The sequence below is a fragment of the Sphingomonas sp. PvP056 genome (assembly GCF_040549155.1).
GTDB lineage: Bacteria > Pseudomonadota > Alphaproteobacteria > Sphingomonadales > Sphingomonadaceae > Sphingomonas.
Window position 1 is genome coordinate 768754 of the sequence record NZ_JBEPST010000001.1, and the last position, 23611, is coordinate 792364.

General features: G+C 65.7%; 27 protein-coding genes. 24 read left to right on the forward strand and 3 right to left on the reverse strand.

Going from position 1 to position 23611, the window contains the following annotated elements:
* Nucleotides 1-123: 123 nt before the first annotated feature.
* Nucleotides 124-1578 carry a pyruvate kinase gene (gene pyk / locus ABIC17_RS03605; protein ID WP_354279265.1) on the reverse strand — a complete coding sequence of 485 codons (1455 nt, stop codon included), beginning with the start codon at nt 1576-1578 and terminating at the stop codon, nt 124-126.
* Between the two features lie 82 nt (nt 1579-1660).
* Between pyk and ABIC17_RS03610 the strand changes: the two genes are divergently transcribed.
* The 7 genes from ABIC17_RS03610 to ABIC17_RS03640 all read left to right on the forward strand — a co-directional run bounded on the left by ABIC17_RS03610 (nt 1661) and on the right by ABIC17_RS03640 (nt 5373).
* Nucleotides 1661-1957, forward strand: a complete 297-nt coding sequence (locus tag ABIC17_RS03610) for a DUF1244 domain-containing protein (RefSeq protein ID WP_354279266.1) — start codon at nt 1661-1663, stop codon at nt 1955-1957.
* A gap of 207 nt (nt 1958-2164) precedes the next feature.
* Complete coding sequence (locus ABIC17_RS03615; RefSeq protein WP_010160912.1) at nt 2165-2404, forward strand: DUF2312 domain-containing protein; 240 nt, start codon at nt 2165-2167, stop codon at nt 2402-2404.
* A gap of 136 nt (nt 2405-2540) precedes the next feature.
* Nucleotides 2541-3284: a YebC/PmpR family DNA-binding transcriptional regulator gene (locus ABIC17_RS03620; RefSeq protein ID WP_277968114.1), complete on the forward strand. Its 744-nt coding sequence runs from the start codon at nt 2541-2543 to the stop codon at nt 3282-3284.
* Between the two features lie 288 nt (nt 3285-3572).
* Nucleotides 3573-4058 carry a crossover junction endodeoxyribonuclease RuvC gene (gene ruvC, locus ABIC17_RS03625; RefSeq protein ID WP_354279267.1) on the forward strand — a complete coding sequence of 162 codons (486 nt, stop codon included), beginning with the start codon at nt 3573-3575 and terminating at the stop codon, nt 4056-4058.
* Between the two features lie 134 nt (nt 4059-4192).
* The gene (gene ruvA, locus ABIC17_RS03630; protein WP_354279268.1) at nt 4193-4789 is read left to right on the forward strand and encodes a Holliday junction branch migration protein RuvA; all 597 of its coding nucleotides are present in this window, start codon (nt 4193-4195) and stop codon (nt 4787-4789) included.
* Nucleotides 4790-4832: 43 nt separating this feature from the next.
* Entirely contained in the window at nt 4833-5084 is a 252-nt protein-coding gene (locus ABIC17_RS03635) for a ribbon-helix-helix domain-containing protein (protein WP_354279269.1), read from the forward strand.
* A complete protein-coding gene (locus ABIC17_RS03640) occupies nt 5077-5373 on the forward strand; it encodes a type II toxin-antitoxin system RelE/ParE family toxin (protein WP_354279270.1) in 297 nt (98 codons plus the stop codon). The genes ABIC17_RS03635 and ABIC17_RS03640 overlap by 8 nt, the downstream gene beginning before the upstream one ends.
* Nucleotides 5374-5383: 10 nt before the next feature.
* On the opposite strand, the gene ABIC17_RS03645 is transcribed toward ABIC17_RS03640, so the two are convergent.
* The gene (locus ABIC17_RS03645) at nt 5384-6283 is read right to left on the reverse strand and encodes a 2-hydroxyacid dehydrogenase (RefSeq protein ID WP_354279271.1); all 900 of its coding nucleotides are present in this window, start codon (nt 6281-6283) and stop codon (nt 5384-5386) included.
* A 59-nt stretch (nt 6284-6342) separates the two neighbouring features.
* On the opposite strand from ABIC17_RS03645, the gene ruvB reads away from it, so the two are divergent.
* From ruvB to ftsH, 6 genes are all read left to right on the forward strand, one after another.
* Nucleotides 6343-7365 (forward strand): Holliday junction branch migration DNA helicase RuvB, encoded by a 1023-nt coding sequence (gene ruvB / locus ABIC17_RS03650; protein WP_354279272.1) that lies wholly within the window; start codon nt 6343-6345, stop codon nt 7363-7365.
* A 68-nt stretch (nt 7366-7433) separates the two neighbouring features.
* Nucleotides 7434-9704 (forward strand): phosphoenolpyruvate--protein phosphotransferase, encoded by a 2271-nt coding sequence (ptsP, locus tag ABIC17_RS03655; RefSeq protein WP_354279273.1) that lies wholly within the window; start codon nt 7434-7436, stop codon nt 9702-9704.
* A 108-nt stretch (nt 9705-9812) separates the two neighbouring features.
* Entirely contained in the window at nt 9813-10733 is a 921-nt protein-coding gene (locus ABIC17_RS03660) for a helix-turn-helix domain-containing protein (protein ID WP_354279274.1), read from the forward strand.
* Between the two features lie 52 nt (nt 10734-10785).
* Nucleotides 10786-11784, forward strand: a complete 999-nt coding sequence (locus tag ABIC17_RS03665; protein ID WP_354279478.1) for a tetratricopeptide repeat protein — start codon at nt 10786-10788, stop codon at nt 11782-11784.
* 1 nt (nt 11785) lies between these two features.
* Nucleotides 11786-12811, forward strand: coding sequence for a tRNA lysidine(34) synthetase TilS (gene tilS / locus ABIC17_RS03670; protein ID WP_354279275.1), 1026 nt, complete (start codon nt 11786-11788; stop codon nt 12809-12811).
* Nucleotides 12812-12892: 81 nt separating this feature from the next.
* The gene (ftsH, locus tag ABIC17_RS03675) at nt 12893-14845 is read left to right on the forward strand and encodes an ATP-dependent zinc metalloprotease FtsH (RefSeq protein WP_354279276.1); all 1953 of its coding nucleotides are present in this window, start codon (nt 12893-12895) and stop codon (nt 14843-14845) included.
* Nucleotides 14846-15003: 158 nt separating this feature from the next.
* Here ftsH and ABIC17_RS03680 read toward each other — a convergent pair whose 3' ends face one another.
* Nucleotides 15004-16071 (reverse strand): DUF3667 domain-containing protein, encoded by a 1068-nt coding sequence (locus tag ABIC17_RS03680; RefSeq protein ID WP_354279277.1) that lies wholly within the window; start codon nt 16069-16071, stop codon nt 15004-15006.
* 71 nt (nt 16072-16142) lie between these two features.
* On the opposite strand from ABIC17_RS03680, the gene ABIC17_RS03685 reads away from it, so the two are divergent.
* The 11 genes from ABIC17_RS03685 to ABIC17_RS03735 all read left to right on the forward strand — a co-directional run bounded on the left by ABIC17_RS03685 (nt 16143) and on the right by ABIC17_RS03735 (nt 23583).
* A complete protein-coding gene (locus ABIC17_RS03685; protein WP_354279278.1) occupies nt 16143-17411 on the forward strand; it encodes a glutamate-5-semialdehyde dehydrogenase in 1269 nt (422 codons plus the stop codon).
* Nucleotides 17412-17441: 30 nt separating this feature from the next.
* Nucleotides 17442-17696: a CopG family ribbon-helix-helix protein gene (locus tag ABIC17_RS03690; RefSeq protein WP_354279279.1), complete on the forward strand. Its 255-nt coding sequence runs from the start codon at nt 17442-17444 to the stop codon at nt 17694-17696.
* A 7-nt stretch (nt 17697-17703) separates the two neighbouring features.
* Entirely contained in the window at nt 17704-17988 is a 285-nt protein-coding gene (locus ABIC17_RS03695; protein WP_354279280.1) for a type II toxin-antitoxin system RelE/ParE family toxin, read from the forward strand.
* Nucleotides 17985-18602, forward strand: a complete 618-nt coding sequence (locus tag ABIC17_RS03700; protein ID WP_354279281.1) for a nicotinate-nucleotide adenylyltransferase — start codon at nt 17985-17987, stop codon at nt 18600-18602. Before ABIC17_RS03695 ends, ABIC17_RS03700 begins: the two co-directional genes overlap by 4 nt.
* Nucleotides 18603-18610: 8 nt before the next feature.
* Nucleotides 18611-19021 (forward strand): ribosome silencing factor, encoded by a 411-nt coding sequence (gene rsfS / locus ABIC17_RS03705; protein ID WP_238542218.1) that lies wholly within the window; start codon nt 18611-18613, stop codon nt 19019-19021.
* A 48-nt stretch (nt 19022-19069) separates the two neighbouring features.
* A complete protein-coding gene (locus ABIC17_RS03710) occupies nt 19070-19492 on the forward strand; it encodes a 23S rRNA (pseudouridine(1915)-N(3))-methyltransferase RlmH (RefSeq protein ID WP_354279282.1) in 423 nt (140 codons plus the stop codon).
* Entirely contained in the window at nt 19493-20686 is a 1194-nt protein-coding gene (locus ABIC17_RS03715; RefSeq protein WP_354279283.1) for a murein hydrolase activator EnvC family protein, read from the forward strand.
* A gap of 107 nt (nt 20687-20793) precedes the next feature.
* Nucleotides 20794-22137, forward strand: coding sequence for a S41 family peptidase (locus ABIC17_RS03720; protein ID WP_354279284.1), 1344 nt, complete (start codon nt 20794-20796; stop codon nt 22135-22137).
* A 1-nt stretch (nt 22138) separates the two neighbouring features.
* Nucleotides 22139-22606, forward strand: coding sequence for a disulfide bond formation protein B (locus tag ABIC17_RS03725; RefSeq protein ID WP_354279285.1), 468 nt, complete (start codon nt 22139-22141; stop codon nt 22604-22606).
* A 2-nt stretch (nt 22607-22608) separates the two neighbouring features.
* Complete coding sequence (locus tag ABIC17_RS03730) at nt 22609-23142, forward strand: demethoxyubiquinone hydroxylase family protein (protein ID WP_354279286.1); 534 nt, start codon at nt 22609-22611, stop codon at nt 23140-23142.
* Nucleotides 23143-23154: 12 nt separating this feature from the next.
* Nucleotides 23155-23583 carry a hypothetical protein gene (locus tag ABIC17_RS03735; RefSeq protein ID WP_354279287.1) on the forward strand — a complete coding sequence of 143 codons (429 nt, stop codon included), beginning with the start codon at nt 23155-23157 and terminating at the stop codon, nt 23581-23583.
* Nucleotides 23584-23611 lie beyond the last annotated feature (28 nt).

Here is a 23611-nt window from a genome sequence, read left to right on the forward strand (position 1 = left end):
CAGGAGCCCAGGGTTACAGGCGTGGCGCGTCGCAACTCTGGGCTCCTGCCTGCGCAGGAGCACGAGCGCGGCGAATCAGCGCGCTCAAGGGTGAACCCCGGGACAAGCCCGGGGTTACCAAAATCAGCCGTAATCCTTCAGCTCGTCGCCGACGATCCGCACCACGTGGAGCACGTTGGTCGATCCCGGCGTCTTGAACGGTACGCCCGCGATGATGATCAGGCGGTCCCCCGCCTTGGCGATCCGGTGGCGCAGCGCCATCCGCTTGGCCTTGGCGACCATCGCCTCGAACGAATCGACGTCCTTGGTGTGGACCGCATAGGCGCCCCACAACAGACCCGCACGCCGTGCGGTCTCGATGTTGGGGGTGAGCACCATCAGCGGCACGCCCGGCCGCTCGCGTGCGACACGACGCGCGGTCGAACCCGAGGCGGTGAAGCAGATGATCGCCGCGGCATCGACGGTATGCGCGATGTTCTTGGCGGCTTCCGACAAGGCGTCCGCCGTGGTCGGGTCCGAATGGATCTGCGTGAAGTGGATCCGGTCGCCATGCGTGGGGTCCTTTTCGACCGCTTCGCCGATCGCATTCATCATCGCGACCGATTCGGTCGGCCATGCGCCCGCGGCGCTTTCCGCCGACAGCATGATCGCATCCGCACCGTCATAGATCGCGGTCGCGACGTCGGACACTTCGGCGCGAGTCGGCGATGGCGACGAAATCATCGACTCGAGCATCTGCGTCGCGACCACCACCGGACGGCCGAGCCGGCGCGAGACTTCGATGATTCGCTTCTGAAGCGGCGGGACGCTCTCCGGCGGCAGTTCGACGCCGAGATCGCCGCGCGCGACCATCACGCCGTCACATGCCTCGACGATTTCCTCGAGCCGATCGATCGCCGAGGGCTTCTCGATCTTGGCAAGCAGCGCGGTCTTGCCGCCGATCAGCTTGCGCGCCTCGGCCAGATCCTCGGGCCGCTGGACGAAGCTGAGCGCGATCCAGTCGACGCCCTGGTCGACCGCGAAGGCGAGATCGCTGCGATCCTTCTCGGTCAGTGCGGCCATCGGCAGCACGACGTCGGGGACGTTGAGCCCCTTGTTGTTCGACAGCGCGCCGCCGACGATGACGTCGGTGACGATCGTCGTCTCGGTGTGGCTGGTCACGCGCAGCACGAGCTTGCCGTCGTCGAGCAGCAGGCGCGCGCCGGGCTCGATCGCCTCGAAGATCTCGCGGTGGGGCAGCTCGACGCGAGTCGCGTCGCCGGGTGTCGAATCGCGGTCGAGCGTGAAGCTGCTGCCGGTGACGAGTTCGACGCGTCCGCCCTCGAACTTGCCGACGCGCAGTTTCGGCCCCTGCAGATCCGCCAGGATCGTCGAGGGCCGGTTGTAGGTCTTCTCAAGCGCGCGGATCGCCTGGATCACCGCGACCTTCGACTGCTGGTCGCCGTGGCTCATGTTGACGCGGAAGGCGTCGGCGCCCGCCTCGAACAGCGTGGCGATCATTTCGGGAGAATTGCTTGCGGGACCGAGCGTCGCGAGAATGCGGACTTTGCGCGCGCGGGGGCTGATGGCCTTTGTCATGGAATGTCCTTGCCCTGGGGAGTGGCGTTGCGCGTGCCGCTCTAACCCCTATCTCCGCACGATCAACCTTTGGAGCGCATCGATGACCGATTTGAATGACCTAGACGATTCGGTGGCGGCCGATGCGTTCCGCCGGCTTGTACGGCATCTGCGCCACCGCGACGATGCCCAGAACGTCGACCTGATGGGTCTGGCCGGCTTCTGCCGCAACTGCCTGTCGGATTGGGTGCAGGAAGCATCGCACGGCACGCTCGACAAGGATGCGGCACGCGAGACGATCTACGGCATGCCGTATTCCGAGTGGAAGACGCACCACCAGGGCGACGCGACGCCTGAGCAATTGCAGCGGATGAAGGACAGCGTCGCCAAGAATGCATGAGCCGTGGCGGGCTAGGGGGGTGACGCGGGGCGCGCGGATGGGTAAGGCCCGCGTCCACCGCCATTCGCCCTGAACCGCCACCGAGCGTGTCGACCCGGCGTATCGCAAAGTGCCCGCTGATATGGCGCGGCACCCCCGATACGCTTCGACGCCGCCCGGCCCCTGTTCGGGACGGATGGTCCACGATCTGTTTGCAGGGGACTTTTCATGAGCGAGACCATCGCCGCCGACCAGCTACGCCTTCTTATCGAGCGCATCGAGCGGCTCGAGGAAGAGAAAAAGGGCATCGCTGACGACATCAAGGATGTCTACGGCGAAGCCAAGTCGACCGGGTTCGACGTCAAGACGATCCGCACCATCGTGCGCCTGCGCAAGATGGAAAAGCATCACCGCGACGAGGCGGAAATGCTGCTCGAGACCTACAAGCAGGCGCTCGGCCTGGCGTAAGCGCCGACCGACCTACACTCTTGCCGTCATGCCGGACTTGTTCCAGCATCCACTTCGCCCCGGACGGTATGCGACGGGGCAGAGGACGGATCCCGGCCAAGCGCCGGGATGACGCGCAGGCAAAGCAGAGAGACCCATGGCAGGCCATTCCAAATACAAGAACATCATGTACCGCAAGGGCGCGCAGGATAAGAAGCGCTCGGGCATGTTCTCCAAGCTCAGCCGCGAAATCACCGTCGCGGCGAAGATGGGCCTGCCCGATCCGGACATGAACCCGCGCCTGCGCATGGCGATCAACGCCGCCAAGGCGCAGTCGATGCCCAAGGACAACATCCAGCGCGCGGTCGACAAGGCATCGAAGGGCGATACCGAGAATTACGAGGAAATCCGCTATGAGGGCTTCGGTCCCGGCGGTGTCTCGCTGATCATCGAAGCGCTCACCGACAACCGCAACCGCACCGCGACCAACGTCCGCACCGGCATGGCCAAGAACGGCGGCAATCTCGGCGCGTCGGGCTCGGTCAGCCATGCGTTCGACCGGATGGGGCTGATTTCCTATCCGGCGTCGGCTGGCGATTCCGAGAAGGTGTTCGAGGCGGCGCTGGAAGCAGGGGCCGAGGACGTCCAGTCGAGCGACGAGGGTCACGAGATCTGGACCTCGAACGAATCGCTCCACGAAGTCGTGACCGCGCTGACCCCGGTGCTCGGCGAGCCCGAGGGTGCGAAGCTCGCGTGGCGTCCGCAGACGATGGTCGAAGTAGGCGAGGACGATGCCGCGACGCTGTTCAAGCTGATCGACGTGCTCGACGATGATGACGACGTGCAGACGGTCTGGGGCAATTACGAAGTGTCCGACGCGATCCTCGAAAAGCTCGGCTAACCCTTCCCTAAAAGCCCCTCCCCTTCAGGGGAGGGGTTGGGGTGGGGCAGTGTCTCACCGAGAAGGGCTCAAGTAAGGAGTCATCACGCAAAGCCGCAAAGCCACGAAGAGAAGAAGTTTATGTCTCCCGGCACGCCGGGCAAATCACCTCCCTGCCTTCAATCTTCGTGCCTTCGTGCCTTCGTGCGAGAACCCCTTCCTCAACCCGGCCAAACCAATGACAGTCTTAACACCTTCTTCCTTCGCGGCTTCGCGCCTTTGCGTGAAACCCCCTTCGCCCAGCCAGAAATGCTGATCCTCGGCCTGGACCCAGGCCTAGGCACCACCGGCTGGGGCCTGATCCGAGCCGAAGGCAACCGCCTGAGCCACGTCGCCAATGGCCGCCTCAAGACCGACACCGCCGCCCCGCTCCCACGCCGGCTCGCGCATCTCGACGCAATGCTCGCCGCGCTGATCGTCGATCACCAGCCCGACGCCTGCGCGGTCGAGGAAGTGTTCGTCAATTCCAACCCGCAAAGCACGCTCAAACTCGGCCAGGCGCGCGGCGTCGTGCTGTGCGCGGGTGCACGAGTCGGGCTGGAAGTGGGAGAATATGCCGCAACCCTGGTCAAAAAGGCGGTCGTCGGTGTCGGAAACGCGGACAAAGCGCAGGTTCATGCGATGGTTTCGCGGCTCCTTCCGGGCGTGAAGATCCACGGCGCGGATGCGGCGGATGCGCTCGCGGTCGCAATCTGCCACGCGCACCATATGGCGAGCGCGCGGCGCATTCCCTGATTTCGCTTTCCCAGCGCCGCCCGTTCCGGGTACGCATCCGTACCCGCCGCCACGCGATTGGTGGATATCGAGCCGGCTGATTAATTGCACTGTTTACAAGGACTTACGCTAATGCCTCGTTTGGCGCCAGTGCGATGATTGCTCACTTACGCGGCGTCCTCAGCGCGACCGATTTCGATCATGCGGTGATCGACGTCGGCGGGGTCGGCTACCTCGTCGGGGCCTCCTCGCGCACGCTCTCGGCAATCGGCCCGGTCGGCGAGCCGGTGATGCTCCACACCGAGATGCTCGTCGCCGAGGATTTCATCCGCCTCGTCGGCTTCGCAAGTGCCTCGGAACGCGACTGGTTTCGCCTGCTGACCGGCGTCCAGGGCGTCGGCGCGCGGGTTGCGCTCGCGATCCTGTCGGCGCTCGAACCGACCGACCTCGTCCGCGCGATCGCCGCCCAGGACAAGGCGATGGTCGCGCGCGCCAACGGCGTCGGCCCCAAGCTCGCCGAACGGATCGTCCGCGAACTCAAGGACAAGACCGGCGGCATCGCGCTCGGCAGCGGCGGGAGCGGGATGGTCGCCCCGGTCGGCGCAGGCGCGGACGCGGTATCGGCGCTGCTCAATCTCGGCTTCCGTCCCGCGGAGGCGAGCAGCGCAGTCGCGGCGGCGGAGGAGGAACTCGGCCCGGGTGCCACGCTCGACGCGCTGGTCCGGCTGGCGCTGCGCAAGGCGGCGAAGTAGCGGCACGGCTGGACTCGACGCAGCGAAGGCGTATCTTTCCGATATGAACTCCATCTCTCTCGCAATGCCCCCGGCGCTGAGCCAGTGGGTCGAAACGCGACTGGCCGAGGGTCGCTACGCTGATGCAGGGGACTATCTGCGCGATCTCGTACGCCGCGATCAGGAGCAGGCTGGCGACGATACGCACTGGCTGCGGGCACTTGTCGAGGAGGGGTTAGCGTCTGGCATTGTCGATGCTGAGCCCGAGGATGTGATCGAACAGATTATCGGCGAGCATCCCGCCAGCAATGGCTGACCTGCGGCTGACCGCCGCAGCGCGTGCCGATCTCGTCGAGATCCGTCGCTACAGTATCGTCGAATTTGGCGGGAACGTCGCCGATATCTATTTCCGCGGTTTCAAGGGTGCCTTTGCGCTGTTGCGCGAGAGGCCGTTCGCGGGTGCTCAGCGATCCGATCTGCCAAAAGGCGTCCGGTGTCTGCTGCACCGTCGGCACAAAATCTTGTACCAGGTGAATGGCGACCGGGTGCTGATCGTGCGGGTTATTCACCATGCCCAAAACGCCAAGGCGTTACTGTTGCCATGACTGCCCCTGGCTAAAGCACAGCACTCGGCAACGGCTTACCGGCAAGATGCGCGTCGAGATTGGCGAGCACCAGCGCCGCCATCGCGCCGCGCGTCTCGACCGTGGCGCTGCCCTGATGCGGCGATAATACCACTTGCGACATGGTCTTGAGGAGATCGGGCACCTCCGGCTCGTCGGCGAAGACATCGATCCCGGCACCAGCAATGTCGCCCGAAACAAGCGCGGCGACCAGAGCGAGCTGATCGACCAGGCTGCCGCGTGCGACGTTGATCAACACACCGCCCGGACCAAGCTTCTTGAGCACTGCAGCATCGACGATCTCGCGCGTGTCCGCGCCACCGGGGGCGGCGAGGATCAGCACGTCGCACACGTCCGCCAACGCTGCGATATCGGGCACGAACGGCCACGCGACCGGCTTCTCGCTCCGCGCAGTGTAGAGCACGTCGCCGCCAAAGGATTCTGCGCGGCGTGCGATCGCCTGCCCGATCCGGCCCAGCCCGAAAATCCCGATCTTCCGCCCGCTCGCGCGGCGGGCGAGTGGGACATTCCAGCCGCCGCCGCGCACTATGGTGTCGTTCGCGGCGATCCGCCGCTCGACCGCGAGCCACAGACCGATCGCAAGATCGGCGACGTCATCGGTCAGCACGTCGGGGGTGTTGGTCACGCGAATTCCACGTGCCTTTGCGGCGTCGAGATCAACCCCGTCATAACCAACGCCGTTGATCGCGATGATCTCCAACGCCGGCAACCGCTCGATCAGCGCGGCGTCGACGACACTGCTCCCGCCGCCGCAGATCGCGCGCGTCGTGGCGGGCGGATCGCCTCGATGCACCGTGAAGCGCTGCTCAAGCGCCGCAACCAGATCGGGGGCCATGTCGGCGATGAGATACAGATCGGGAAGGTCAGCCATCGTCACACCTTACCCGCTGCGCCTTGCCCCGCCCAGCCACCGCGCGCTATCGCGACACGATGACCGAAGACCGCATCCTCAATGCTACCCGCACGCCCGAGGACGTCGATGCCGCGCTGCGCCCCAAGTCGCTCGACGATTTCGTCGGGCAAAAGGCCGCGCGCGAGAATCTGCGCGTCTTCATCGCGGCGGCGCGTGCGCGGGGTGATGCGCTCGACCATGTGCTGTTCTTCGGGCCGCCGGGGCTCGGCAAGACCACGCTCGCGCAGATCATCGCGCGTGAAATGGGCGTCGGCTTCCGCGCGACATCGGGGCCGGTGATCGCCAAGTCCGGCGATCTCGCGGCATTGCTCACCAATCTCGAGGATGGCGACGTGCTGTTCATCGACGAGATCCACCGCTTGCAGCCTGCGGTCGAGGAAGTGCTGTATCCTGCAATGGAGGACCGCGCGCTCGACCTGATGATCGGCGAGGGGCCGAGTGCGCGCAGCGTCCGGATCGACCTTCCGCGCTTTACTTTGGTTGGCGCGACGACGCGGCAGGGGCTGCTCACTACGCCACTGCGCGACCGTTTCGGCATCCCGGTGCGGCTGTCCTTCTACACGGTCGAGGAATTGACGCGGGTCGTGACGCGCGCGGCGGGGCTGCTCGGGCTGGCGATTACGCCCGAGGGTGCGACCGAAGTCGCGCGCCGCTCGCGCGGGACGCCACGGATCGCCGGTCGTCTCCTTCGCCGCGTTCGCGATTTCGCGCATGCCGCCGGACGGGAAAGCGTCGATGCGACCGAGGCCGACCGTGCGCTCAACCGGCTCGAGGTCGACAAGCTCGGGCTCGACGCGATGGACCGGCGCTACCTGATGATGATCGCGGACATTTATCGCGGTGGACCGGTCGGTGTCGAAACGCTCGCGGCTGGCCTCAGCGAACCGCGCGATACGGTCGAGGAAGTGATCGAGCCATATCTGATCCAGCTCGGGTTGATCGCGCGCACCGCGCGCGGGCGGTGCCTGAATGCAGGCGGGTGGAAACATCTCGGACTCAATCCGCCCGCCGGAAGCCAGGAAAGCCTGTTCGAAAGCTGAGTTGCCGGCAACATTTCGTTGTGCGCCGCAAGATGGAACGCAGCCAAGCAATCTGTTAGCGCCATAGCATGCCATCTGCTGCCGCCTCCGCCCGCGAAATTCTCGTCCGTCTTCATGATGTGATGGCGTCGCGAACGCCTGCGCAATCAAAGCTCAACGCGGTCGTCGGGATCGTCGGCGAAGCGATGGCGAGCGAGGTCTGCTCGATCTACCTGTTGCGCGAAGGCGTGCTCGAACTGTTCGCGACCCGCGGTCTCGCGCAGGAAGCGGTGCATGTTACCAAGATGGCGCTGGGCGAGGGGCTGGTCGGGACGATCGCCGAACAGGTCGAGACGCTCAATCTCGACGAAGCCGCGTCGCATCCTGATTTCGCCTATCGCCCCGAAACAGGCGAGGATCGCTTCCATAGCTTCGCGGGCGTGCCGATCATCCGGCGCGAACGCGCGGTCGGGGTGTTGTGCGTCCAGCATGTCGAATCACGCCGTTACGCCGATGTCGAGATCGAGGCGCTGCAGACCGTCGCGATGGTGCTAAGCGAACTGATCGCCAATGCTGAGCTGGTCGACGCAAGCGGTGCCGCGACGATGCGTCCGCAATCGACCGCGCCGATGCGGATTGCCGGGCTGAAGCTCGTCGACGGCATGGCGAGCGGGTGCGCGGTGTTCCACCAGCCACGCGTCCACGTCGAGCACACTGTCGCCGAGGATGCCGAGGCCGAGCGCCACCGCGTCTATGCCGCATTCGACAAGATGCGCGACCAGATCGAGCGGCTCGCCAGTCAGGCCGAATTCGGTGGCGGCGGCGAGCATGAGGAAGTGCTCGAGACCTACAAGATGTTTGCCTATGACGAGGGCTGGAGCCGTCGCATCAACGAGGCGATCGACAGCGGCCTGACCGCCGAGGCTGCGATCGAGCGCGTCCAGCAACGCACGCGGATGCGGATGCGGCAGATCGACGACCCGTTGCTCGCGGACCGGATGCACGATCTCGAGGATCTGTCGAACCGGCTGCTGCGGATCGTGTCGGGGCAGATGGGCACCGCCGCGCAAATGGGGCTGCGGCAGGACACGATCCTGATCGCGCGCAACTTGGGGCCAGCCGAACTGCTCGAATATGACCGTCGCCGGCTGAAGGGCGTGATCCTCGAGGAGGGCTCACTCACCGCGCATGTCACGATCGTCGCGCGGGCGATGGGGGTTCCGGTGCTCGGCCGGGTGCGTGATATCCGGCGGCTGGTCGGGGAAGGGGACATGCTTTTGCTCGACGTAACCGCAGGCAACGTCTTCGCGCGGCCGTCGTCCGCGATGGAGGAAGCGTTCGATACGGCGCTTCAAGTCCGCCAGAAACGCCGCGCGGTGTTTGCGTCACTCAAGAATGTTGCCCCGGTCACAAAGGACGGCCACCGCTTGACGCTGATGGTCAACGCCGGGCTACGCGACGATGTCGCCGCGCTCGACATGACCGGCGCGGACGGGATCGGGTTGTTCCGCACCGAATTCCAGTTCCTCGTTTCGGCGACGCTGCCATCCCGCGAACGCCAGCAGCGCCTGTACCGCGATGTGCTGGAGGCCGCCGGAGACCGTCCGGTGGTGTTCCGCACCGTCGATATCGGCGGGGACAAGGCGCTGCCCTATCTCAACAAGACCGACGCCGATGAAGAAAACCCGGCGATGGGCTGGCGTGCGCTCCGGCTCGCGCTCGAACGCGGCGGGCTGATGAAGGCCCAGGCACGCGCCTTGCTCGAGGCGGCGGCGGGGCGGACGCTCAACGTGATGTTCCCGATGGTGAGCGAGCCGTGGGAGTTCGACGAGGCGCGCGCCTTGTTCGAGGCGCAGCGTGACTGGCTGTCTGCGCGCAACAAGAAGCTGCCGTCCGAAATCCGCTACGGCGCGATGCTCGAGGTCCCGGCGCTTGCGGAACAGCTTGATCTGTTGCTCCCCAACATATCGTTCCTGTCGGTCGGCACCAACGACCTGACCCAATTCCTGTTCGCCGCCGATCGTGCAAACCCGAAGCTTGCCGAGCGCTACGATTGGCTGAGCGGGGCGATCCTGCGCTTTCTCGTCAAGCTGGTCGAACCGACCCGTGCGGCCGGGGTGCAGTTGACCGTGTGCGGCGAGATGGGCGGACGGCCACTGGAGGCGATGGCGCTGATCGGGCTGGGGATCGAACGGCTGTCGATCACTCCCGCCGCGGTGGGTCCGATCAAGGCGATGGTTCGCACGCTCGATCGTGCGGCGCTGACGGAATATATGGCGACATTGCTCAAGGCGCCCCCGCGCGACATGCGCGGCGCGCTGGCGGAATGGGCACGGCAACACGGCGTCGAACTGGCGTGAAGCACGCGTAGCGGACGCGCAAGGCGTTGACTTGTCCCGCTCGCTTTGTGAGACACGGGGGCGAGGGCCGGACGCACCTGGGGCGCAACCGTTCGACCGGAGGACTGCATGACCGATCCGACACCGCCTGAAGAGGCGACGCTGTTCCCAAAGACAGCAGGGGAGCGGCTGCGCGACGCGCGCGACGCAATGGGGCTTTCGCTCGCCGAAGTGGCTGCGCGGACGCGTATTCCCGTGCGTCAGCTCGAGGCGATCGAGGAATCCAATTTCGCGGCCTTGCCGTCGATCACCTATTCGGTCGGTTTTGCGAAGGCCTATGCCCGCGCGGTCGGCGTCGACGAAGTGTCGATCGGACGCGACATTCGCGGGGCGGTCGACAAACCAAGCACCCCGCGCCGGGTCGAATATCAGGCGTATGAAATCGTCGAGCCATCGCGTGGCCCGACCCGCGGGCTCGCGTTCGGCGCCATGCTTGCGGCGGTGATCCTGCTGATCGGTGCCGGATTGTGGTATGGCACTGGCCTGTTCCGGAGCGAGGAAACTATCCCCGCCGGTACGGCGCCGGTGGCCAGCACGGTTCCGGTTGCCCCGCCCGCGAGCGCACCGATCCCGACGCCGAAGGACGGCCCGGTCGTGCTGACCGCAACCGACGAGGTGTGGCTGAAGGTGTACGATTCGGCGAACAAGACGCTCTACATCGGGACTCTCGCGCCGGGTGAGGCGTACACCGTTCCCGAGGATGCGGTCGGCCCGATGATCAACGTGGGACGTCCCGACAAGCTGCGCGTCACGGTCGGCGGGCAGCCGATTGCACCGCTGGGCGACGGCAAGCGTGCAATCAAGGACGTCAAGGTCGACCCCGCTGCGCTGATCGCGCGTGGACAGCCTGCGGCCACCCCCACCGATGCCGCCGCGACATCGCAAGGCGATCAGCGTCCGGCCCCCGCTACAGCTAATGCGCTCAATATCGCCGCGCCGACCTCGCCTGAACCTGGCGCCGCTGGCGGCAGCAATCGTCCCACGCCGTGATGCCTGAAGCGATCGCCGTGATTTGTCCTTACCTCGCACCGGGGGGTGCATGATGCGCCGTTTTCCAATCGTTCCGATCCTGCTCGCGGCGTCCGCGCTTGGCAGCACACCCGCGGTTGCCCAGTCCAACGTTGAAGGCCGCGTCGGGCGGCTCGAGAGCGAAATGCGCGCAGTCCAGCGCAAGGTGTTCCCGGGTGGCAACGCCTATGTCGAACCCGACAATGTCGCGGCACAGCCGCAGACCGTGATCCCCGGGACGCCTGCCGCAAGCCCGGTGGCGGACCTCACTGCGCGCGTCGACTCACTCGAATCGCAGCTTCGCCAGATGACGGGCGAGATCGAAACCAATCAGCACCGGGTCGATGTGCTCGAGGGGCGTCTGAAGACGCTGGAAGCGGACGCAGCCGCGGCACGCGCCGCCGCCCCGCCCCCGACCACCTCGTCCGACGGATTCGGCGATTCGCCCGCCGATCAGCCGGCGATGGAGCGTCCCGCCGATCGGCCCGCTCCGGCGCGGTCGGCATCGGGCGGTGTCGGGCCGGGGCGTGGCGGCGGTACGCTGGAGGCCCCGACGATGGGCGATCCCACGCGCGGAGCGCCTGCAGTAACGAACGCCCCAGCCACGACCAGCGTCGAGCGGCCCGAGACCGGCGATCCCGTCGAGGATACCTATCTCTACGGTTACCGGCTGTGGACGGCCAAGCAATATGCTCAGGCCGAGACGCAGTTCAAAACCGTCGTCAGCAAATACCCTAAGCACAAGCGCGCAAGCTACGCGCAAAACCTGCTGGGCCGGTCGTATCTCGATGACGACAAGCCATCGCTCGCCAGCCTCGCCTTTTACGATAGCTACAAGAACTGGCCGGACGGCGACCGCGCACCCGAGAGCCTGTTCTACCTCGCGCAGGCGCTGGTGAAACTCGACAAACCCGCGGCGCAGGTGTGCAAGGTCTATACCGAGCTTCAACGGACCTATGGCGCCAAGGTCGACGCCGACGCGCGCATGAAGGCCGGCGTCGCCAAGGGGCGCGCGGCATCGAACTGTTCGTGAGATGACGCGCCCCGTTCCGGGGCTTGATCCCGCGCTGATTGCGCGGTTCGGCGTGGATCTCACGCAGACGTTGGGCGAGCGGTTGCCGCAAGGCGCATCGCTCGCGCTCGCCGTGTCGGGCGGACCCGACAGCATGGCGATGCTTGCGTTGGCGACGGCCGCGTTTCCGGGACAGATCCGTGCCGCGACGGTCGATCATGGCTTGCGCCCGGCGGCGGTCGACGAAGCGGTGATGGTGGCACGCTGGTGTGCCGCCGCGGGCGTGCCGCACCAAACACTGGTGTTGCGCGATGCGATCGGCCGCAGCAGAATTCAGGAGACGGCGCGCACGCTGCGCTACGATCTGCTCGGACGCTGGGTCGCCGAGATGGGGGCGGTTGCGCTGGCGACTGCGCATCATGTCGAGGATCAGGCCGAGACGGTGCTGATGCGTGCGGTCCGCGGGAGCGGTCCGGCGGGGCTGGCCGGTATTCGGTCTCACCGAATTGCGTTTCAAGGGGAAGAGACCCCCATTGGGTTTGCGATCGTTCGGCCCCTGCTCGGATGGCGACGCGCCGATCTTCGCGCGGTGGTGGTTTCCGCCGACGTGCCGTTCGTCGATGACCCGAGCAACGCCGACCAGCAGTTCGAACGCGTCCGGGTTCGGCGCTTGCTTGCGGAAACGCCGTGGCTCGACCCGGTGGGGCTTGCCCGCACTGCGCAGCACGTAGGCGAAGCCCATGCGGCGCTCGAAGAGATCGCCGAATGGCTGTGGAGCGAGCGGCTCGTCCCGGTCGGTTCGGAGGGTATCAAGCTGCGCATCGCGGACTTGCCGCGCGCGGTGCAGCGGATGCTGGTGCGCAAGGCCATTCTCGATATTCGCCAGTCCGCGCGAATCACCCGGCCCGCGTTCGATCATTCGAGCAACATCGAGCCATTGCTGACCGCGCTTCAGGCCGGCATTTCGGCAACGCAAGGCGGCGTGATGGGGTCTTCAGACGCCGGAATGTGGCGATTCGACACAGAACCGCCGCGCCGATCACGCTGATCGACGATTCCCCTGTGACGTTCCATTGCCATTAATCCTTCTGTGCTTATCTTCAGGGTTCGAGAAAGGTACGACCCACCCATGAACGATAACGAAAAGCCGCCCGAAGGGCCGAACCCCTGGATGAAGTCGCTGCTTATCTGGGTCGGTATCCTGGTAGCACTCGCGCTCTTCGTAACGTTGATCGACACGCGGACCGCGACGACCGGTGCGAATCAGATCGCCTACTCTGCCTTCCTCGACAAGGTCGAGGGCGGCACGGTGCGCGACGTCAATATCGCGGGCGAGGTCGTTACCGGCACCTATACCGACAACACCAAATTCCGCACCTTTGCCCCGCAGGACCCGCGTCTGACCGACCGCCTGCGCGAAAAGGGCGTAGTGATCAGCGCCAAGCCTGAAGATGGCGCGCCGATCTGGCAGATCCTGTTGATGCAGTCGCTGCCGTTCTTCCTGTTCCTGGGGCTTGGCTACTTCGTGCTTCGCCAGATGCAGAAGAACAGTGGCTCGGGCGCGATGGGTTTTGGCAAGAGCCGCGCAAAGATGCTCACGCAGAAGGAAGGCAAGGTCACCTTCGCCGATGTCGCTGGCATTGACGAGGCCCGTGAGGAACTGGAGGAGATCGTCGAGTTCCTCAAGGACCCGACCAAGTTCGCGCGTCTCGGCGGCAAGATCCCCAAGGGCGCGTTGCTGGTTGGCTCACCCGGTACCGGCAAGACGTTGCTTGCCCGTGCGATTGCCGGTGAAGCAGGTGTTCCGTTCTTCACCATCTCGGGTTCGGACTTTGTCGAAATGTTCGTCGGTGTCGGTGCAAGCCGTGTCCGCGACATGTTCGAGCAGGCCAAGAAGTCCGCGCCGTGCATCGTCTTCATCGACGAAATCGATGCTGTCGGCCGCCATCGCGGTGCCGGACTCGGCAACGGCAATGACGAGCGCGAGCAGACGCTCAACCAGCTGCTGGTTGAAATGGATGGGTTCGAGGCGAACGAAGGCATCATCATCATCGCCGCGACCAACCGTCCCGACGTGCTCGACCCTGCGCTGCTGCGTCCGGGCCGGTTCGATCGTCAGGTCGTTGTGCCTCGGCCCGACATCGAGGGTCGCATCAAGATCGTCGAAGTGCATATGAAGAAGGTGCCGCTGGCCCCCGACGTCGACGCACGCGTCATTGCGCGCGGTACGCCAGGCTTCTCGGGTGCCGATCTCGCAAACCTCGTCAACGAGGCGGCGCTGACGGCTGCACGCAAGGGCAAGCGTCTGGTTGCCATGGCCGAGTTCGAGGAAGCCAAGGACAAGGTCATGATGGGTGCCGAACGGCGCTCGATGGTGATGACCGAGGACGAGAAGCGGATGACCGCCTATCACGAGGCCGGCCATGCGATTGTTTCGATCCACGAGGCGGCATCGGACCCGATCCACAAGGCGACGATCATCCCGCGCGGCCGCGCGCTGGGTATGGTGATGCGTCTGCCGGAGCGGGACTCCTACAGCTATCACCGCGACAAGATGTACGCGAACCTTGCGGTCGCCATGGGCGGTCGTGTCGCCGAGGAAGTGATCTTCGGGTACGACAAGGTTTCGTCAGGGGCGTCTTCGGACATCCAATATGCGACGGGTCTGGCTCGCGACATGGTCACCAAATGGGGCATGTCGGACAAGGTCGGTCCGGTCGAATATGCCCAGCCGGAAGGCGAGTCGTTCCTCGGCTATTCCAGTTCGCAGCCGGTTCGCATGTCGAACCAGACCGCGCAACTGATCGACGACGAGATCAAAACGATCGTCCAGGGTGGCCTCGACCGCGCCAAGCATCTGCTGACGCATCATATCGATCAGTTGCACCTGCTCGCAGGGGCGTTGCTCGAATATGAGACGCTCTCGGGCGACGAGATCAAGTCGCTGATCGCGGACGGCAGCATGTCGCGGGATGATGGGCCGAAAAGCCCGACCGTTCCCGGCGCGGGCACGTCGATCCCCAAGACGCGCCGCCCCAAGGGTGGTGGCCCGTTCGGTAGCCCGGCACCAGCCGGGGCCTGACCCGCACAGGAGTTCGGAACAAGGCGTCGTCCCGACCGGGACGGCGCCTTTTTCGTGTCGGGCACCGTCATGAGATGGCTTGCTGTTGACGCGACGCGACTATTCTCACGTCCCCGCTGACCATCCTGTGGCCAACATTTTACCGATAGCTGTCGCGCCTATTCGGCGATCATCCCCAGCACCCCGACGAAGAACAGCAAGCCCGCCAGATACGCCGAGCACACCAGCGCCACCGTCCGCCACGCTGCGCCCAACCGGCTGAGCCGATACGCGCCCTTGAGCTGACGATACATGTGCAGCGGTGGTCCCAGCACGAAGATCGTCGCGATCAGTTTGCCGGGAACCCCAATCGCGAGCAGGATCGTGAGGAACACCGTCCCCATCGTCATCGCCGACAACGAGTAGATCGCGAAAATCGCGTGATCATACGGTCCGACATCGCGTCGGAACGCGAACAGCAGCCAGATGAACGGCAGCGAGATCGGAATCAGCGCCCAGCTGAACTTATATGCGGTCGATTGCAGCTTGTAGAGGAACAGCTTGGGTTCGGCGAAGGCGTGCGCGATCCGTTCATCCAGCACCGCGCTGCCGGTGTTGATGTCGCCCACGGTGATCGGTTTGCTGAAATCGCCGCGGGTCAGCGCCTTGGCCGATTGCAGCCCCTCCGCGGTCTTGCGCAATGCCTTCAGTTCGATTGCGATTTCGGCGGTGTTACCCGCCTGATTGCGGCGTTGCTCGAGCGCGGCGATCCGGACCTGGGTGTCGTCGATTTCGGATTGCAGCTTTGCAGGCGTCATTTTCGCGCCCTGACGTTCGGCCACACTGGTGCCGCCAATCGGGCCGCCCACCGTTTCGAACGTCGCGACCATCAGGAACACCGAGAACAGGAACAGCGCCAGCGGCGACACGAACCGTACGCGTTCGCCCGCAATATAGCGCCGGGTCAGCGCGCCGGGGCGGGTGAACAGCATGGGGAGCGTTCGCCAGATCTTGCCCTCGAAATGGAAGACGCCGTGCAACAGGTCATGCCCGATCGAGGCCAGCGTGCGATGGACATGCGCTGCCTGGCCGCATCGGTAACAGAAATCGCCCGAAAGCCGCGTCCCGCAATTCAGACACAAGCCGGCGGTCGTATGCCCTTGAGCCGCCCGATCCCCATAGGGGTCGATCGCCTGCGCCACGAGTACCCCCGTCGCTGCATCCCCCGCCGCCGACAGCTCGCTCATGCGCTTTTCCCCCGATGCGCGGCGCAGATAGGCTTTGCCGCAATCCCCGGGGTCATGATAGCGAGCCCGTAATGACCGATGCAACCGCCCTTGTTGCCGACCTGACGCAGACCGCGCGCGCCGCCGCACGAACGCTGGCCACCTTGCCGACCGCGACGAAGGCGAGTGCGCTGCGCGCCGCGGCGGATGCGTTGCGCGCGGCCGAAGGGGCGATCGTCGCCGCCAATGCGGTGGATATGGCCAAGGCAACCGCCGCCGGGCTTTCCGGCGCGTTGCTCGATCGTCTGCGGCTCGACGGCGCGCGCGTGCGTGCGATGGCAGACGGCGTTGCCGCGGTCGCAAGCCTGTCCGACCCCGTCGGCGCGTTGATCGATGAGCGGGTGCGCCCCAACGGGCTGGTGCTGCGCCGTGTTCGCGTGCCCATCGGGGTGATCGGGATCATCTACGAAAGCCGGCCCAACGTCACCGCCGACGCGGCGGCGCTCGGCGTGATGGCGGGCAACGCCGTGATCCTGCGCGGCGGGTCGGAGGCGATCGAGAGCAACCGCGCGATCCACGCCGCGCTGATCGATGGCTTCGTCGCGCACGGTGTCCCCGCCGACGCAGCCCAACTCGTGCCGACCATCGATCGCGCTGCGGTCGGCGCGATGCTCACTGCGGACGGATCGAGCGGCGGCGCGGCGATCGATCTGATCATCCCGCGCGGCGGCAAGGGCCTCGTCGCGCGCGTCCAGGCGGAGGCGCGCGTACCGGTGCTCGCGCATCTTGACGGGATCAACCACGTCTATGTCGATGCCTCCGCCGATCCGGCGATGGCACAGGCGATCGTCCGCGACGCGAAGCTTCGCCGCACCGGTGTGTGTGGCGCGATGGAGACGCTGCTGATCGACCGCGATTATCCGCAGGCTTCGGCGCTGGTCGCAGCCTTGTCCGACGCCGGGTGCGAGGTCCGCGTCGATGCCACATTGGCGCGGCACTTTCCCGATTTGCCGCACGCGAGCGACGCCGATTGGGATACGGAATATCTCGATGCCATCGCCTCGGCCGCGCTGGTCGACGGGGTGGACGGCGCGATCGCCCACATTGCGCGTCACGGGTCGCACCATACTGACGCAATCATCGCCTCGGACTCGGCGATTGCCGACCGTTTCCTTACACGGGTCGACAGTGCGATCGTGCTGTGGAACGCCTCGACTCAATTCGCCGATGGCGGCGAGTTCGGGCTCGGCGCGGAGATCGGCATCGCGACCGGGCGGCTGCACGCCCGTGGTCCGGTCGCACTGGAAGGACTGACGACGTACAAATGGGTTGGCTACGGCACCGGCCAGGTGCGGGGTTGACCGTCTGCACCGCTTGTATACATTTGATGCATGAGCAAGACATCGGTCATCACGACGCGGCTCGACGCGGAGACACTCGCATCTGTCGACCGTATCGCCGCGGCGCAGGGGCGTAGCCGCGCCTGGTTTGCGGCGGAGGCCATTCGGCGGACGGTCGAAGCGGAAGCGGAATTTGAGGCGTTCGTTCAGGCTGGCATCGATTCGGCGGATCGTGGCGAATTGACCGGCCAGGATCAGGTCTTCGAGGATCTCAAGACGCGCAGGCAACAGCGCGGCGTCGCTTGATCCTGCGGTGAACAGGATCGAGTGGACCGGAACCGCCATCGCGGATCTGTACGATATCGACGATTACTGGTCGGCATATTCGAATGACGCAGCCGAGCGCATGGCGGATCGGATTCAGGCGGCTGCGGCCTTCCTTGGAACCATGCCGCGCGCAGGACCCGTCCTGCGGCGCGAGGACGCGCGAAAATGGCGGATCCCCGCGTCGCCCTATATCCTGATCTACCGGGTGCTTGATGACCGGATCCAGATCCTTCGCATCCGTCATGGACGCGAGAACTGGACGTTCGAATGACTCGCATCGGCATCCTCGGCGGGTCTTTCAATCCCGCGCATGCTGGGCACCGCGCGATCAGCCTTGCCGCGATCAAGGCGCTTGGCCTGGACGAAGTATGGTGGCTGGTCTCGCCGGGCAACCCGCTCAAGCAGACCCGCAGCGACATGGCACCGTTCGCCGCGCGCGTTGCGTCTGCGACGCGGATGGCCCGCCGCGCACCGATCCGCGTCAGCACGATCGAACAGCGCCTGGGAACACGCTACACCGTCGATACCGTCACCAAATTGCGCCGCCTTTACCCCAAGAAGCACTTCATCTGGCTGATGGGGGCGGACAATCTCGCGCAGTTCGACCAGTGGAAAGGGTGGCGCAGAATCGCGCGTGAGGTTCCGATTGCGGTAATCGCGCGTCCGGGGTATGACAGCGATGCTCTCGCGGCTCCCGCGATGGGTTGGTTGCGGCGCGCTCGTCGGCCCGCACACCAGGCGAAGAACTGGACGCAGTGGAGATTGCCGGCCCTCGTGCTGTTGCGCTTCCGCCCCGACCCGCGCTCCGCGACGCAGCTTCGTGCTGCAGACCCCGCCTGGCAGCGGCATTTCCTGCCAGATGCTGTCACTTCCCCTATAGAATAGGAATCGCCTTGGCTTCATCTTCTCCTGTGTATCGCGCGTCCGAACCCGATGAGGTCGAGGCGCTGCATCGGCTCGTGCTCGCGTCGCTCGACGACGATCAGGCGGTCGATACCATCTCGATTCCGCTCGCGGGCAAATCGACGATCGCGGACTATATGGTGATCGCAAGCGGTCGCTCGACTCGTCAGGTCGCGTCGATGGCGCAGAAACTGTCCGAGAAGATCAAGGGCGAACTCCGCCGGTCGACCCGGATCGAGGGCCTGCCGACCGCTGATTGGGTGTTGATCGATGCAGGCGACGTGATCGTCCATCTGTTCCGCCCCGAGGTTCGCAGCTTCTACAATCTCGAGCGGATGTGGGCCTTTGGCGATGCGCCGACCCCGCCCGCCACGCCCGACCCGTTCGGCGGCGAAGCATAAGGCGATCCGTCCGCGCCCCGGCGCGGGCGGACGGACAGGTGGGGACCAATGCTGCTGCATATCGTTGCGCGCGGGCGGATCGGGCGTGGGCCCGAGTCCGAACTGGTCGATCGCTATGTCAAACGACTGAACTGGCCGTACAAGCTGACCGAGTTGCCCGACACCGGGGGCAAGATGCCCGTGGTCGATCCGGGCACGCGGATCGTGCTGCTCGACGAGACAGGTGTTGTGCTCCCTTCGCGCGAGATTGCCGGCACGCTCGAGAAATGGCGTGATTCCGGCGTACGCGAAGTCCGCTTCCTGATCGGGGCGGCGGACGGTTTCGACGATGCCGCGCGGGCGGAGGCGGACCTGCTGTTGAGTTTCGGCCGGGCGACCTGGCCGCACTTGCTCGCACGCGCGATGCTCGCGGAGCAATTGTGGCGCGCAACCAGTATCCTCGCCAACCATCCGTACCACCGTGAAGGCTGAATGCGCGCACGCACGCTGCTGACGCTGGTCGCGGCAGGATCGTTGTGCGCGACGAGCATGGCGCCTGCGCAACCGTCGCTTGATCGGCGCACGCAATTGTCACGGGCTAGGGCGGACTCGCGCGCGGCGGCCGAACGGTCGGCGGCGCTTGAGCAGCGTGCGAACGTGGAGCGGGATCAGGCGCGACAGGCGCTCGCGCGTGAAGCGGCGGTGGCCGCGCGGATCGAGCAGGCGGAAGCCGATATCGTTGCGAGCCAGGCGCAGGTTTCGATCGTCGCCGGTTTGATGGCAGCGCAACGCGCCCAACTGGCCGCGCAGCAACGTCCCGTCGCGCGTCTGCTTGCGGCGTTGCAGTCGCTGGCGCGCCGCCCTGCGGTGCTGAGTGTGGTGCAGCCCGGATCGCTCGACGATCTGGTCCATGTTCGCGCGGTGCTTGCTGGAGCATTGCCGGTGCTGCGGGCGCGAACCCAACGCGTCCGCAAGGAGCTAGCGCGCGCGCGGCACCTTCAAGCGCAGAGCGCACTGGCGGGGCGGGCGCTCGCCGAGAGCCGGTCGCGGCTGGAGGGACAGCGCCTCGCGCTCAACCGTCTCGAACTGGCACACCGTCTGCGCGCGCGGTCGCTGGGACGCGATGCATTGTTCGAATCGGATCGCGCGATTGCGCTGGGGGAATCCGCACGCGAGATCGTCGACTTGATGGATCAGGCCGACTCCCAGTCTGCCACGGAACGGGCGTTGGCAGCCCTGCCGGCGCCTGATCCTCGTCCGGCGCGCGCGGGGATCACCGGAACGACGGCCATACCCCGCTGGCCGGACGGCGCGCCATATCGCTTGCCGACGACGGGCAAACTCGTGACCGGCTTCGGCGAACTCTCTGACGCGGGCGTACGGTCGCGCGGGATGACGTTCGCACCCGGCAGCGGTGCCGCGGTCGTCGCCCCGGCGGCCGGGCGCGTCGCGTTCGCGGGTCCGTTTCGCGGCTATGGCACGATCGTCATCCTCGATCATGGCGGGGGATGGACCTCGCTTGTCTTCGGGCTGGGGGCGACGCCGCTCTCGGTCGGGCAGCGCATAGGCCAGGGAAGCCCGATCGGGACAACCCCCGAGGCGGGCCCCGCGGCGGAGTCGCCGCGCGTCACGGTGGAGCTGCGGCGGCGCGACCGCGCGATCGATTTCACCCCGCTGCTGGGATGATCACCGCACCGCCTTGTTCCGCTTGCGTTCATGCGCCATGTGCTTTGATGAACCCATAAACCCGGCTAGGGTACGATCTGCCCTCCTGCCGCTCGAGTATTCCGCCAATGTCGCGTTTCTCAACGTCCCTGCTGCAAGCTACCGCGATCGCGGCAGTGCTGGCGATCGTGCCGGTGGGGACCAGTGCGATGGCTGCAATCGATACCGGCACCTACCGCGAGATGTCGGTGTTTCTCGACGTCTACAATCGCGTGAAGGCAGAATATGTCGACAAGGTCGACGACAAGACGCTGGTGAAGGGCGCGATCGACGGGATGCTCGCGGCGCTCGATCCGCATAGCGCCTATGAAACCGGGCTCGATTACGACAATCTGCGGATCCAGACGCTCGGCAGCTACGGCGGGCTTGGTCTGACGGTGACGATGCAGGATGGCGCAATCAAGGTCATCGCGCCGCAGGAAGACACGCCGGGCGGGCGTGCCGGGATCAAGTCGGGCGATTACATCACGCATATCGACGGCAAGCTGATCTTCGGCCAGTCGCTCGACGAGGCGATCACGCAAATGCGTGGGCCGCCGGGGTCGAAGGTGAGCCTCACCCTGCTGCGTCCGGGCCGCGACAAGCCGATGGTGGTCGCGCTGATCCGCGAGAAGATCGTGCAGAAGCCGGTCAAGTGGAGCGTCAAGGACGGCGTCGGCGTCATCAACATCAACACGTTCTCCGAACATACCGGCGACGCGGTCACCGCCGCGATCAAGGGCATCCAGAAGCAGCTCGGGCGTGATCCGCTCGGCTATATCATCGACTTGCGCGACAATGGCGGCGGCTTGCGCGACGAATCGATCGCGGTTGCCGACAATTTCCTGAGCAGCGGCGAGATTGTGTCGCAGCGCGGCCGCGACAAGGCGGATATCGAACCCTTCTATGCCGAAAGCTATGTGAAGGGCGACCTTACGCACGGGGTACCGATCGTCGTGCTGACCAACGCGGGCACGGCCTCGGCATCGGAAATCGTCGCGGGTGCGTTGCAGGATCATCACCGCGCGCTCGTCATGGGCGAACGCTCGTTCGGCAAGGGCTCGGTGCAGACCGTGATCGACCTCGGCGCGAACGCCGCGCTGCGGCTGACGACCTCGCGTTATTATACGCCGTCGGGTCGATCTGTGCAGGAAGGCGGGATCGAACCCGACATCGCGGTGCCACAGATTTCCGATCCCGACTACAAGTCGCGCCCCGTATTCCGCGAGGACGATTTGCGCCGCCATCTGATCAATGAGGTCAAGGCGGACAATGCCGCGATCGAGGAAGACACCAAGACCGACCCACGCTTCGCGGCAACGCCCGAACAGCTGAAGGCCAAGGGCATCGAGGATTTCCAGATGAGCTACGCGCTCCAGACGATCGGTCGTCTCGGCACCGTGGCGCCGCGGTCGGCGACGGCCTCCAAATAACATGACAACCGATCGCTTTCCGCTCGCGCGCCTGCTGGCGCTGATCGTGCCCGGGGCACTGCTCGGCGGCGCGCTCGCGTCGCAATATATCGGCGGGCTGTATCCGTGCGAATTGTGCTGGTTCCAGCGCTATCCGCATATCGTCGCGCTCGTCCTCGCGGTGCTCGCGTTCGTCGTGCCGGGGCGGGGGACGCAGCGCCTGCTCGTCGCGCTCGCCGCGGTCGCGGTGCTGGTCAGCGGCGCGATCGGCGTGTTTCATGCCGGCGTCGAATATCACTGGTGGCAGGGTTTCACCGAATGCACCTCGACGATGACCGGCCCCGTCACGCTTGAATCGATCATGAAGGCGCCGATCGTGCGGTGTGACGTCGCGCAATGGACGTTGGGCGGCATTTCGCTCGCCGGGTTCAACGCGGTCTTTTCGATCGCCGGGGCAATCGCCATCTTCTGGGCATTGCGGAGGAAATGAGCATGAGCTGGAAACCGGGCGATGCGCGCCGCGCGAGCCGATCGATGATCCGGGTCGATCAGGCCGGGGAATTCGGCGCGACGCGGATCTACGCAGGGCAATTGGCGGTGCTCGGCGATCGCAGCCCGGCGGCGCGTGCGATTGCGGGCATGGCCAATCAGGAGGAGCGCCACCGCGCGTTCTTCGATGCGATGATGGCGCGGCGCGGGGTTCGCCCGACTTTGCTCGAGCCGATCTGGAACGTCGCGGGCTTCGCGCTGGGTGCGGTGACCGCGGCGATCAGCCCCGAAGCTGCGATGGCGTGTACCGCTGCGGTCGAAACCGAGATCGACAAGCATTATGAGGATCAGCTCGTCGCCTTGGGCGACAGCGATCCAGAGCTGACCGACGCGATTCGCGACTTCCAGGCCGAAGAGGTCGAGCACCGCGAAACCGCGCTGGCCGCGGGTGCCGAAAGCGCAGTCGGCTATCCGGTGTTGAGCGGGCTGATCCGGCTCGGCTGCAAGGTCGCGATCGCGACAGCCAAGCGTATTTGACGGAGAGACTTGATGACCCGTTCCTTGTTCCCCCGGCTGACGATCACTGCCGCTGCACTGGCGGCGGCAGCTTCCGGCTTGTTCGTGTCGGCACCGCTTGCCGCGCAGAACGTGCCGACCCCGACGATGACGATCTACGGCAACCAGAAATGCCCGACCGACACCAACGGCAACGAGATCGTCGTGTGCGTGCGGCGTGCCCCGGGCGAGCAGTTCCGCATCCCCAAGGAATTGCGCGAACTGGAAGTGACGCCCGAGAATCAGAGCTGGGCGGCCAAGGCAGAAGCGAACGACAAGGTCGGAGTCGAGGGTATTGGCAGTTGCTCGACGGTCGGTGCGGGTGGCTCGATGGGGTGCCTGGCGCAGCGCGGGCAACAGTATAAGCGCGAGCGGCAGGCCGCCAAGAAGGACCAGCGCGCGGTCGACCGGGCGCTCGAATAGCGTAGCGAAAGCGGATCGGTGCTGACCC